At 58.6% G+C, this 10,924-nt stretch carries 14 protein-coding genes; 7 read left to right on the top strand and 7 right to left on the bottom strand.

The features are described from left to right. On the top strand, positions 1–1,103 hold a 1,103-nt coding region (locus HX805_RS19540; protein ID WP_177117217.1), incomplete at its 5' end, for an RHS repeat-associated core domain-containing protein. Next, entirely contained in the window at positions 1,100–1,510 is a 411-nt protein-coding gene (locus tag HX805_RS19535; RefSeq protein ID WP_177117216.1) for a hypothetical protein, read from the top strand. The genes HX805_RS19540 and HX805_RS19535, both read left to right, overlap by 4 nt. An 88-nt stretch (positions 1,511–1,598) precedes the next feature. Here HX805_RS19535 and HX805_RS19530 read toward each other — a convergent pair whose 3' ends face one another. Continuing rightward, the gene (locus tag HX805_RS19530; protein WP_003214721.1) at positions 1,599–2,036 is read right to left on the bottom strand and encodes a DUF3995 domain-containing protein; all 438 of its coding nucleotides are present in this window, start codon (positions 2,034–2,036) and stop codon (positions 1,599–1,601) included. A gap of 93 nt (positions 2,037–2,129) precedes the next feature. Here HX805_RS19530 and HX805_RS19525 point away from each other — a divergent pair, with 93 nt between their 5' ends. Together HX805_RS19525 and HX805_RS19520 are read left to right on the top strand one after the other, a co-directional pair. Beyond that, on the top strand, positions 2,130–2,519 hold the full coding sequence (locus HX805_RS19525) for a DUF2946 domain-containing protein (protein WP_003214719.1): 390 nt from the start codon (positions 2,130–2,132) through the stop codon (positions 2,517–2,519). Between the two features lie 95 nt (positions 2,520–2,614). Then, a complete protein-coding gene (locus tag HX805_RS19520) occupies positions 2,615–4,741 on the top strand; it encodes a TonB-dependent siderophore receptor (protein WP_177117215.1) in 2,127 nt (708 codons plus the stop codon). Positions 4,742–4,897: 156 nt separating this feature from the next. On the opposite strand, the gene HX805_RS19515 is transcribed toward HX805_RS19520, so the two are convergent. From HX805_RS19515 to HX805_RS19505, 3 genes are all read right to left on the bottom strand, one after another. Then, the gene (locus HX805_RS19515; RefSeq protein ID WP_008437166.1) at positions 4,898–5,914 is read right to left on the bottom strand and encodes an ABC transporter substrate-binding protein; all 1,017 of its coding nucleotides are present in this window, start codon (positions 5,912–5,914) and stop codon (positions 4,898–4,900) included. Between the two features lie 123 nt (positions 5,915–6,037). Further along, on the bottom strand, positions 6,038–6,235 hold the full coding sequence (locus tag HX805_RS19510; RefSeq protein WP_008437165.1) for a hypothetical protein: 198 nt from the start codon (positions 6,233–6,235) through the stop codon (positions 6,038–6,040). Beyond that, a complete protein-coding gene (locus HX805_RS19505; RefSeq protein WP_177028342.1) occupies positions 6,235–6,684 on the bottom strand; it encodes a hypothetical protein in 450 nt (149 codons plus the stop codon). The genes HX805_RS19510 and HX805_RS19505 overlap by 1 nt, the downstream gene beginning before the upstream one ends. 415 nt (positions 6,685–7,099) lie before the next feature. Here HX805_RS19505 and HX805_RS19500 point away from each other — a divergent pair, with 415 nt between their 5' ends. The 3 genes from HX805_RS19500 to HX805_RS19490 all read left to right on the top strand — a co-directional run bounded on the left by HX805_RS19500 (position 7,100) and on the right by HX805_RS19490 (position 8,046). Further along, positions 7,100–7,354 carry a hypothetical protein gene (locus HX805_RS19500; RefSeq protein ID WP_083853233.1) on the top strand — a complete coding sequence of 85 codons (255 nt, stop codon included), beginning with the start codon at positions 7,100–7,102 and terminating at the stop codon, positions 7,352–7,354. A 141-nt stretch (positions 7,355–7,495) separates the two neighbouring features. After that, a complete protein-coding gene (locus HX805_RS19495) occupies positions 7,496–7,726 on the top strand; it encodes a hypothetical protein (protein ID WP_003214713.1) in 231 nt (76 codons plus the stop codon). An 83-nt stretch (positions 7,727–7,809) separates the two neighbouring features. Then, positions 7,810–8,046, top strand: coding sequence for a DUF2789 domain-containing protein (locus HX805_RS19490; RefSeq protein WP_087694069.1), 237 nt, complete (start codon positions 7,810–7,812; stop codon positions 8,044–8,046). 4 nt (positions 8,047–8,050) lie between these two features. Here HX805_RS19490 and HX805_RS19485 read toward each other — a convergent pair whose 3' ends face one another. The 3 genes from HX805_RS19485 to HX805_RS19475 form a co-directional block, all read right to left on the bottom strand. After that, positions 8,051–8,254 (bottom strand): hypothetical protein, encoded by a 204-nt coding sequence (locus HX805_RS19485; RefSeq protein ID WP_003214710.1) that lies wholly within the window; start codon positions 8,252–8,254, stop codon positions 8,051–8,053. Between the two features lie 125 nt (positions 8,255–8,379). After that, positions 8,380–9,600 (bottom strand): methyl-accepting chemotaxis protein, encoded by a 1,221-nt coding sequence (locus HX805_RS19480; RefSeq protein ID WP_371317082.1) that lies wholly within the window; start codon positions 9,598–9,600, stop codon positions 8,380–8,382. Between the two features lie 619 nt (positions 9,601–10,219). Continuing rightward, positions 10,220–10,624, bottom strand: coding sequence for a TraR/DksA C4-type zinc finger protein (locus HX805_RS19475; protein ID WP_003214706.1), 405 nt, complete (start codon positions 10,622–10,624; stop codon positions 10,220–10,222). Positions 10,625–10,924: the final 300 nt, after the last annotated feature.

The raw sequence follows: 10,924 nt of genomic DNA, 5'->3' as shown, positions 1-10,924 counted from the left end.
CGAGCGTCGTCAAAGGCAATCGCCTGTTGATGCAAGGTGACCGCCATTACGACTACGACGCTTTCGGCAATCTGCTGCGCGAACGTCGGGGCCGGGCGCAGCAGTTGGTTACCGAATACCGCTACGACTGCCAGCACCGACTGATCAGCGTCACCCAACCGGACGGCACCCAGGCCAGCTATCGCTACGACCCGTTTGGTCGGCGTATCGCCAAAACGATAAAAAGCCAAACCACCGAGTTCTTCTGGCAAGGCGACACGCTGATTGCCGAACACAGTGCTGATCACCACCAAAGCTATATCTACGAACCCAACAGCTTTCGCCCATTAGCGCTGCTGAAAGGCTACGGCCCGGAAGACGTAAAACCCTTCCACTACCAACTCGACCACCTGGGCACGCCACAAGAACTCACCGCACCCGACGGCGAAATTGTCTGGTCAGCGCACTATCGCGCCTACGGCCAAATCGCGAAGCTGGACGTCAACACCCTCACCAACCCGCTGCGCTTCCAGGGCCAATACTTCGACCCGGAAAGCGGGCTGCACTACAACCGACATCGCTACTATAATCCGGATATTGGTCGTTATCTGACGCCCGACCCCGTGAAGCTGGCGGGTGGGCTGAACGGCTACCAATATGTGCCCAACCCGACGGGATGGGTTGACCCGCTTGGATTGAACACCTGCCCGGGTGGCGATGGATGTAAGCCGAAAGCCGTTGATAACGATCCTGCTAGAAAAGTAAAAGCCGATGAAGGTGTACCTTCGGCGCCAGTTATTAGAGGAGTTGATGCGGAAAGCTTGAATCGAACGCATAGTATCGAGGGGAAAAGATCAACCAAGCGAGTCGACGAAATCTCCCTCAGCATGCGGAGCAAGGGTTACGACACAAATGAGCCTATCGACGTGGTCGAGGTGAACGGGCAGCGCTATATTATCGACGGGCACCACCGAGCCTCAGCGGCAAGACGGACAAATACGCCAGTCACCATAAAATTGATAGAGAACCTAAATAGCCATAAGGGAACGCTCAAAAGTAAAGATGACGTAATAAACGCTTCGAATGCTGTTGGACTTGATAGGTTAGAAAGGCCGAGACGATGAAAAAGAACAACCTGGAGAATTTGATCCACGAATATCTATATCAGGTGAAAAGAGCGACTGATTTACTTGAGCGCACATTCGGAACAAAAAACATACTCCAGCTATGGCGCAGCAAAGAAATCCCGCAACGCGGGAGGATCACTGACAACATCTCCTACGAACTACACGGAATTGGCTGCAGAGTCGATTTTTCCGGAGTATGTATCGATTTCGACTATGGCCCAGACGAAAGAGTGGACGGCTTCGACCCGTGGCGGCTTTACATTTACGCATGCGAAGTACCACACCGGTACAAAAAGTACACCAACCAGGACACTCTCAAACTAGAATTCAATAATTATGTAGCGCAAGGAAAAGCACAAAAAATCACTGACTCCATGTCCAACCTATACTTCCTGAATCCTTGACCCTGCTCACCCCCTGACCAGCTGTCGCCAGGCGAACATTCGAGTTTACCCAGCGTAAAACTCACTCTTTCGCGGTAAACACTCCCCCTCAACTCCACGCCACCACCAACAACCCCGCCCCCAACACCAAACACAGCGGCGAGTAAAAAAATGTATCCAGCCGCGCAAACCGCGACCCGCCGACCTTCTTGAAAAAACCCACCAGCTCTGAATCCCCAATCGCCCGGGCAAACATCACCAGTGCTACTGCACTAATCCCCCACTGCAACGCATGGTTGGACACCGGCTCGAAATACAGCCCGGCCCGCAAACACACCAGCACCGCAATCGCCACCAACCCCACACCCACCAGCAACGTTCCCAGTGCCGACGGCTTGAACGCCGGTCGCGGCCCGCTGGCGAATTCACCCGGCAGCTGCGGAATAGCCGCCGTCACACCCAATTTGCCGCCGGCCGCCCAGTACAAATGCACCAGGCTGATAAAGCCAAAAACCCCGACGATCCATCGCGCGACTAAAAAGCTCATGGCTGGATATCCTTGGAAAAGTCCGAGAGAGGATAGCCCTCTTGAGATTTTTTGCAGGCAATTCGTCGGCGGCTGATGGTAAAGTGCCGCCCCATGAAACTCGCCCGTACCGACCGCTCGCTCATTGCCTGGATGCTCTACTGCTGCGTCCTGTTCAATGTGTTCGCCTGCAGCATCGGCCACGGGCAAATGGTCGGGATGCAGCTCAACGGCATCGGCGGCCAGTTCTGTACGGTGGACCCGCGCACCCAGGCGCCGGCGCCTTACAAGTCCACCGATGAATCCCTGCCCACGCTCTCGAAAGCCTTCGGTTGCCCGCTGTGCTCCACCGGCGGCATGGGCCCGGCGCTCAACTCCAGCCTCAACGTGGCGGTGCTTCCGCAACCCCATGCGCCGCCGCCCGCCATCGTTGCCAGTGCCGACATCCCTGCCCGCTTCACCTGGCCTGCGGCTAATCCGCGCGCCCCGCCCGCCTTCGCCTGATACCTGCGCTTTTCTGATTGGCCCACGCGGCTGCCTCCCCCGGGAGTGCGGACGGCACTGGGTTGTTTTCAAGCCAAGTTTTTCAGGATTCAACCATGAAACATTTACCCCTTTTGGCGGGCCTGTTCGGCTGCCTGCCTGTCAGCACCTGGGCGATTGAGCTGGCAACGACCACCATTGAAGGCGAGCAAACCGGTGATGCCGGCCTGGCGCTGGATCAGTCCAGTGGCATGGCCTCGCGCCTGGGGCTGAGCGTGCGGGAAACCCCGGCGTCCATCAGCATTGCCAACCGCAATGACATCGAGCGCCGAGGCGCCAAGACCTTCCAGGACGCGGCCAATACCCTGCCCGGGGTCAACGCCAGCGCGCCGCCGGGGTTTGGCGGTTTCATTTCCTATCGAGGGTTTACCAGCATCCAGATTACCCAGATGTTCAATGGCGTCGCGGTGTCCGGCGGCCTGGCTCGCCCCGTGGATGCGTGGATTTATGACCGGGTCGAACTGGTGGGCGGGCCCTCCTCGCTGATCAACGGCGCCGGCTCCGTCGGTGGTTCGCTGAACTACGTGACCAAGCTGGCCACCCGTGAGGAACAGGCCGCCGAAGGTCAGCTCACCTATGGCAGCTACGACACTGCCGGAATGGCCTTCGGCCTGAACCACGCCCTGACCGAGCCGGGCGCCGAGGTCCAGCATTACGCGCGCCTGGACGTAAGCCGCAACACCAACCACACCTATATCGATCGCCAACAGCGCGATGCCTGGAGCGTGGCGTTTTCCCTGCTGAGTGATTTCACCCCGAACCTGTCCCACACCCTGGCCCTGGAATATCAGGACGAACACGAGGACAGCCCCTACTGGGGCACACCGGTGCTCAACCCGAAGACGGGCGAGTTGAAGATCGACAAACACAACCGCTTCAACAACTACAACGTGGCCGACGGTCGTTATGAGCAACGCACGATCTGGGTGCGCTCGATCATCGACTACCGGATCAATGACAGCACCACGCTGAAAAATACCCTCTATCACCTCGACAGCCAGCGCGACTATCGCAACCTGGAAACCTACCAGTACAACGCTGACAACAGCGCAGTGAATCGCTCGACGGCCTATCAGGTACGGCACCAGGGTGAGCAGAACGGCAACCAGTTCGAGCTGCGCCATGACGACACGTTCTTCGGCTTGAGCACCACGTGGTCGGGCGGCTTCGAGTACAGGGTCAACAGCACCACCAACAATCCGTTGAATGTGGCAGGCAACAGTACGGTGGACCCGAACAACTATGATCCCGGGCATTTCTATGACATCCCGGGCACCAAGCCCGGTTTCGATCCGGACAAGACCAACGCCGTCACCACCAAGGCATTGTTCCTCGAGAACCGCCTGGGCCTGACCGACAAGCTGTCGTTGCTCACCGGCCTGCGCTACGACGCGATTGACCTGGAAGTCACCAACCACCGGGATATCACCGCCAGCAATCCGCGGCATGTCAAACGCAGTTGGGAGCCGGTGACCGGGCGGATTGGCCTGACGTATCAGTTCATCCCGCAAGCCAATGTCTACGTGCAATACAGCACCGCTGCCGAACAGCCGAGCAGCACCACCCAGGTGTTCGATGTGTCCACCGGCAAGCAATGGGAAGTGGGCAGCAAGTTCGATTACATGGACGGTCGCGGCTCCGCCACGGTGGCCGCCTACCGGATCGAGCGCAAGGACTTCGCCGTCACCGACCCGCTGGACCCGACCAATAGCATTCCGGTGGGCGCGCAGACGTCCAAGGGTATCGAGCTGGCCAGTTCGTTGCGGGTCACGCCCAAGCTATTGCTGGAGGGCAACTACGCCTGGGTCGATGCCGAATACGAGGACTTCAACGAGAAAACCGCCAGCGGTGCCGTGGTGTCGCGCAAGGGCAATACGCCGACCAATGTGCCCAGGCAGGTGGGTAATCTGTGGCTGACCTATGACTTTGCGGAGGATTGGCAAGGAGGTGTGGATGCGCGGTATGTGGCGTCGGTGTACGCCGATAACGCCAACACCCTGACGGTGCCGGCCTATACCTTGTTCGGGACGTTTTTGACTTACAAGGTGGATCAACACACCTCCGTGACGGGCCGGGTGCGCAACCTGACCAATGAGGTGTACGCCGAGTTTGCCCATGTGTCGCCGGCGTATTACCTGGGGTCGCCGAGGACGTTTGAGCTGGCGGTGCAGACGAAGTTCTAAAGCCCAGCAAGTTTCAAGGCAAGAATGAGGTCAGTGTGGGAGCGGGCTTGCTCGCGAAAGCGGTGAGTCAGTCAATACAAATGTTGGCTGAAAAACCGCTTTCGCGAGCAAGCCCGCTCGCACATTTTTGATCGCAATCGGGCTGTTATATCGGTGTTACTTCAGGCTGGCTTCGACCTTCTGCGCCACATCCTCAGTCAGCCACGCCTTCCAGACTTCCGGATGATCCTTGAGAAATGCCTGGGCGACCTCTCGCGGCTGGCTGTGCTTCTCGCTCATTTCGGCCAGCGCCTTGTTCAGCGGCTCGATCGGAAAGTCGACCTTGGCAAAGAACTCGGCGATCTGCGGATGCTCCTTCTGGAACGGCGTGGACACACCGATGCTCAGCTTGGAGGCCAGGGAACGTGTAGGTTTCGGGTCAGGATTGTCTGCATCGGTCAGCGTCTTCCACGCCTCGGCATCAAATGGCGGCTCTTCCAGTTGGATCAGCTTGTAGCGCCCCATCAACGGTGTAGGCGACCAGTAATAGAACAGCACCGGCTTGCCCCGGCGGATCGAGGAAGCAATCTCGGCATCCAGCGCAGCACCCGAACCACTGCGGAAATTCACATAGCTGTCGTCAAGCCCGTAGGCCTTAAGCTTTTGCTTGTTGACCACTTCCGAGGTCCAGCCAATCGGGCTGTTGAGGAAACGGCCCTTGCTCGGTGCTTCCGGGTCCTTGAACACGTCCTTGTAGCGCGCCAGATCCTTCACGCTGCGCAGGTCCGGCGCGAGGGGCTTGATGCCTTTGGCCGGGTCGCCCTTGACCACGTACTCCGGCACCCACCAGCCTTCAGTGGCGCCCTTGACGATATCCCCAAGGCCCACCACTTTGCCTTCGGCCTCGGCCTTGACCCACACCGGGCTGCGGCCGGCCCATTCTTCGCCGATCACCTGGATGTCGTTTTTCGCCAGGGCGGTTTCCAGGGTGATGGTGGTGCCGGGCAAGGTGTCGGTGGGCAAGTCATAGCCCTTTTCGACAATCACCCGCAGCACCTCGGTGATCAGGCTGCCGCTTTCCCAGTTCAGGTCGGCAAAATGAATCGGCGCCTGGGCCGCTGATACCGGCAGCGACGCCACCGACAGACTCAGGGTCGTCAGTGAGGCTGCCAACAGTGCTCGAATTCCTTTCATGCTTTGCACCTCATGCCTTACAGCAATCGCGAATGGCTTTGCTGTAACACCGCGAAGCCTCTGAATACTTAAGTCAACTCAACTGTAGTAGAGGTTCCGGGGAACATGGCAGGTTGCCGGTTTTTACGCAGGATTGTTCAGCCGCTGCAACTCGCGGCGCACCATGCTGGCGAATTCGGCGGGCTTGAGTTCATACAGTTGGCCGGCGACCCAGCTCAACCAGGCGCCCTGCAACTCGGCCTTGCGGGCAAACAATTGAGCCGCCGTGGCTTGGGCATCGAGCAGGTGCTGCTCGTGGAACTGTGCCCTACCCTGGCTCATTACTCGCTGGCCTTGAAGGTCACGAGTTCACCCTTGCGCCATTTGGCGGCCTTGCCGGTGACGGCCTTCAGGGTCTTGGTCAGGCCTTCTACCAATTGCTCATTGGCGGCAAACACCAGCATCACGCTGTGGCCTTCCTTGAACACGATGCCCTGGCCTTCGGCCGAGGACACAAAGGCGTAATCGCCCAGGCCATACACCGTCAACTTGATATCGCGAAACTTCAGTTCGAACTTGCCGCCTTCGCGGCTGGGCAATACAGCGGCCCGGAAATGATCACCGACCTTGAGTTCCAGGCGCGGTTTGTCATCCACCACCAGTGCCGATTCGGTATCGATCTCGGCGATGTAGATACCTTCAGGTGTCTGCTCAGTGACGTAGACGAAACGGGATTGAAACTGCTTGACCAACTTTGCGCGCAAATCACCCAGCACGAATAACGCGTGCATATCCAGATTACTGACTGCCAAGGAAACGCCCCCACATCAAAAGGGTGCTGTCCGCCCAAGCGGGCAGCACAAAAAAACGGCCGGAAACGGCACGATCACACAACAAATCCACTGATAAAAACTGAAGAAGATCACGCTGCCAGGCCATGAGACTAGTACAGGCGTGCCCGACGCACCTTACGCAGGTCGCCAGGCGTTGCAGGAAATCACAGGTTTAACGACCAGAGAATACTGGCCGACCCACTTCAGACAATAACCCTTTAAAAAATGCAGTTTCCGACATCCAACACAGAAACTAATGCTTTGGATGGAACCGGACGCCGGACACTGACGACAATACTAAAACAGCAACACGGGTCAAAACCACTCGAAATACTGCAAGCGGGTACGCAATGTCGATCGACAGGAGCTGATTATGCAACGACCTCAACCGATTGCCACACCTTCGAACACAGGTTCATCTTTTATCGATGACGGGCAATTCTACTCCCTATACACCCACGACAGTTGCCTGCATTCGGCGCTCTATCGGGTAGTCCCCGCCGGGAGAAACTTTTTCCATATCCTTGAAGTGCCCAGTGGGCGGATCAAAGGTTTTCGCAGCGGCCATAGCCAGGCCTGCGAACTGGCCCGACAGCTGGAAGCCATCCTGCAAGCGCCACACGGCTGAGGCGCGGCTGGCGTTTCGTCATCTGGTTGACTTTACTGCGCCGCCAGCGCGTAACAACTGCCATACTGGTCCGTCCATTGAGATTTGTGCCCTTGCGGTTCAGGTTTCATCAGCGCAATTACCTCCAAGGGAAGGCTATACGTGACGGAATTTGATATTGGCGAATTTTTCATCCATGGCGAAGCCAGGGAAGTAGACGGTGAGTTCCAGGCCGTGATTGTGATGCGGGCCAAGGCTCCCCTGACCACCGTGACGACTCACCAGGTAGAAAAGGACCGCTGGTTCAAAACCGTAGACGCTGCCAACACGGCTGCCAAGGAAGCCGCAAAAGCCCTTAAGGCCGCCGTTGATTCCGGCGCGCTGACCTCCTGATTACCCGGCGCGACAATCCGATCGAACTCTGTCCCGCAACAACCCTCCCATGCATACGATGATCAGCCCGCATGGAGAACGATATGGAAGCGCAGACCTACACCCTCGAAGACCTGTTTGAACAACTTGGACTGGAATCGTCCCCCGAGGCGATTGACGCCTTTATCGGCAAACACACCCTGCCCAATGACGTAAAGCTGATTGACGCGGATTTCTGGTCACCGCAACAAGCCCAATTCCTTAAGGATGAACTGCGTGAAGACGCAGTCTGGGCGATCGCGGTCGACGAACTGAACCAGCGCCTGCACCAGCAACCCTGAGCCTTCAATGCAGGCTGTCTGACTGCTCCAGGTGCAACAGCGCCTCCCAGGCAGCCCTGCACTCTTCGGCTTCGTCGCGACTGGCGAACGCCGTGCCGCGCTGCTCGCCATTGAGCAACACTACCCAACAGGCCTTTTGCCCCAGCGCACGCAGGGTGGGCGGTACGCCACTGCCAATCATCACAGCCACATCGACTTTGGTTTGCATGGAGCGCCTCCGGAAAATTAGTTAGCTGGCTAACAATGTTCGCCATGCTACGGTTTTCTTCCAGTTGGAAAAAGCTATCCCCGGAATAGCTCCCTTGCATTACCTGCAACAATCGCCCTCGTGGGTCAGCGGCCCTCAGGTCTGTAGCCCAGGCGCAAGCCGCCCCAATGCCGGCCATTGACCGTGATCGGCACGGACAAGTCGTGCATCAACTCCCCGGTATCGCGGGTGTAGGTCTGCAGCAAGACCGCCTGCTGGTGGCTGCCGCAGCGGATTCCCGTGCGGTCTTCAAACTTGCGCTTGGTACGATTTTGTACCGCGTCCACTTGGGCATCGCCGGTCAACGCTTGGGAGAACACCTTGTTGTGGGTTGGCACATAACCCTGTGGCGTGCAGGCGATGGCGAATACCAGGCCCTCATGCCGGGGCAGCAGGGCTTCCTGGATGGCCGGCAGCACCTGGTCGGTGTAGCCGTCAAAACGCGTGTGGTACTTGCTTGGCCGCGTGTTGGGAATGGCGGTGTAGCTGCGGTCGAACAGGTCATCGAGGCTGATGCGGTTTTGCAGGACGTCGGCTTCAAACTGCGCGGCAATGCGGCTCGCGCCTTCGCGTGCCAGGTCATAGATGCGCTGGTGGTAGTCATCCAGGCCGACCTCGGCGAGGCGTTCACTGATGGTTTCGGCCTGGCCTTCCATTTGTACGGCGGCGGCAGCCAACTGTTGGGTCTGCTGGTCGCTGACGGTCAAATCGCTGCGCATCTGCTCCACCGCATGGAACAGGCTGTCGAGTTGGGCGCGGTTGGTGTCGGTGCCCTGGGCGATTTCATTGACCTGGCCTTCGACATCCGCCGCCAGGCTGGCAATGCTGTCCAGTTGCTCGCCGGCGTGCTCCACCTGCTCTACACCGGATTGCAGATCGGCCGACAATTGCCGGATCTGCTCCACCACCTGGGCGGTACGCTGCTGGATATCCGCCACCATCACCCCGACTTCATCGGTCGCCGTGGCGGTTCGCCCTGCCAGGCCACGCACCTCGTCGGCGACCACCGCAAACCCGCGCCCATGCTCACCGGCCCGAGCCGCTTCAATCGCCGCGTTCAAGGCCAGCAGGTTGGTCTGGCTGGCGATCGACTGGATCACCAGGGTGACGCGCTGGATTTCTTCGCTGCGCTGGCTCAAGGCCTCGATCAATTGACGGCTGTCGTTGGCGCGCTGGCTGAGCTGGTGCATACGGGTGATGGACTGCGCCAGCACCTCGCGCCCTTCGGTACTGCGCTGATGGGCCTGGCTGGCCGCGCCGAGGGCCTGGCGGCTCAGTTGCGAGGTGACCTGCTCGGTGCCGATCATCACTTCGGCACTGCTGACGATCTGCTTCGCCGCGCCCAATTGAGATTGCAGCCTGGCCGCCAGTTGCTTGACCGAATAGGCCACGCCGGCAGCAGACAGTGCGTTATGGCTGGTGGTGTAGGACAGGTCGCGGGTCAGCTCGCCGATTGCATCGGTGGCTTCGGCCGGTGCGGCATTGTGGGTGCGATGTTTCAGGCGGGGCAGCCAGATCAGCAGCAGGGCCACCGGCAGGCACAGGTAAATCGAGAGTTGGGCGAACGCCAGGCCCAGCAGCAACAGCACCAGGGCGGTACTTTGCAGGAGCGGCGTCAACCAGCCGGGCAACTGTCGCGCCACCACGGGTGGTGACACTGCTGCGCCCATGAGAGATCCGTCTCCAGCCATGTTCGTTACCCCGCTGCTTGTCGTTATTGTGACTGCATTAGACGCCACTATGTGGCCATTATCCATGGGCCTTTAGTGGGGGGCTTGCAGCAGATCAATAGACAGCGGTAATACGGGCGAAATCTATGTAGGAGCGAGCTTGCTCGCGAAGAACCTGAGAGCACCGTTGGGTATCAGGTTTCCCGCGTTATCGTGAACGACCTTCGCGAGCAAGCTCGCTCCTACACGGGGGGCATCAGGCTTGACGCTGGTGCTTGTCGATTTGCTCGTGGCGCTCTTGCGCTTCGATGCAGTACTTGGTGGTCGGGCTGATCAGCAGGCGCTTGAGGCCGATAGGCTCGCCGCTGTCATCGCACCAGCCGAAGGAGTCTTCCTTGATACGGCCCAGGGCCTGCTCAAGTTGCGGCAGCATGCGCTGGTCGCGGTCGATGGCGTTCACCAGCCAGGTGCGCTCTTCTTCGACAGAAGCAGCGTCGGCCGGGTCTGCCGGGGTGTCCAGGCTTTCAATGGCGATGCGGTTCTGCTCGATGCGCTCGTGGTGTTCCACTTTCATGTCCTGCAACAACTTCTCGAAAAAAGCGTGCTGCTCGGCATTCATGTAGTCATCCGCCGGCATGGCCAGCAACTTTTCCTTTGTCATTGATTTCTCTATAAAAAATACGTGCATTAAGGCGAATAAGGGAGCGTTCCGGCCGACCTCTGCAGGTCTCGGAAAGGCGCCGTCCATTTCAAGCGCCACCCGGCACTCAATTTACGAGGGGCGGCAGTCTAAGGCCGACTTGAGGGCTCAGCAACTGAAATGACAGGCATTTTTTCCAAGATAACCCGCAAAGGCACCAGGACGGGCTCGGCGAATGGTCATCGGAGTGCGTTTATAGCAAGAAATTCAGTGTTGTGGAGCTATATAGAAGACAAACGGTTAAATGTGGGAGCGGGCTTG

Source organism: Pseudomonas sp. G5001, assembly GCF_013385475.1.
GTDB lineage: Bacteria > Pseudomonadota > Gammaproteobacteria > Pseudomonadales > Pseudomonadaceae > Aquipseudomonas.
The sequence above is the reverse complement of the archived record's forward strand: the minus strand, read 5'-3'. Positions and strand labels throughout refer to the sequence as shown.

Excerpts from the sequence above, each read along its gene's own strand:
- HX805_RS19515 (WP_008437166.1), bottom strand. The coding sequence starts at position 5,914 with ATGAAAGGAATTCGAGCACTGTTGGCAGCCTCACTGACGACCCTGAGT.
- HX805_RS19500 (WP_083853233.1), top strand. The coding sequence starts at position 7,100 with ATGCAACGACCTCAACCGATTGCCACACCTTCGAACACAGGTTCATCT.
- HX805_RS19510 (WP_008437165.1), bottom strand. The coding sequence starts at position 6,235 with ATGAGCCAGGGTAGGGCACAGTTCCACGAGCAGCACCTGCTCGATGCC.
- HX805_RS19475 (WP_003214706.1), bottom strand. The coding sequence starts at position 10,624 with ATGACAAAGGAAAAGTTGCTGGCCATGCCGGCGGATGACTACATGAAT.
- HX805_RS19485 (WP_003214710.1), bottom strand. The coding sequence starts at position 8,254 with ATGCAAACCAAAGTCGATGTGGCTGTGATGATTGGCAGTGGCGTACCG.
- HX805_RS19535 (WP_177117216.1), top strand. The coding sequence starts at position 1,100 with ATGAAAAAGAACAACCTGGAGAATTTGATCCACGAATATCTATATCAG.
- HX805_RS19520 (WP_177117215.1), top strand. The coding sequence starts at position 2,615 with ATGAAACATTTACCCCTTTTGGCGGGCCTGTTCGGCTGCCTGCCTGTC.
- HX805_RS19480 (WP_371317082.1), bottom strand. The coding sequence starts at position 9,600 with ATGATCGGCACCGAGCAGGTCACCTCGCAACTGAGCCGCCAGGCCCTC.
- HX805_RS19525 (WP_003214719.1), top strand. The coding sequence starts at position 2,130 with ATGAAACTCGCCCGTACCGACCGCTCGCTCATTGCCTGGATGCTCTAC.
- HX805_RS19490 (WP_087694069.1), top strand. The coding sequence starts at position 7,810 with ATGGAAGCGCAGACCTACACCCTCGAAGACCTGTTTGAACAACTTGGA.
- HX805_RS19505 (WP_177028342.1), bottom strand. The coding sequence starts at position 6,684 with ATGCACGCGTTATTCGTGCTGGGTGATTTGCGCGCAAAGTTGGTCAAG.
- HX805_RS19530 (WP_003214721.1), bottom strand. The coding sequence starts at position 2,036 with ATGAGCTTTTTAGTCGCGCGATGGATCGTCGGGGTTTTTGGCTTTATC.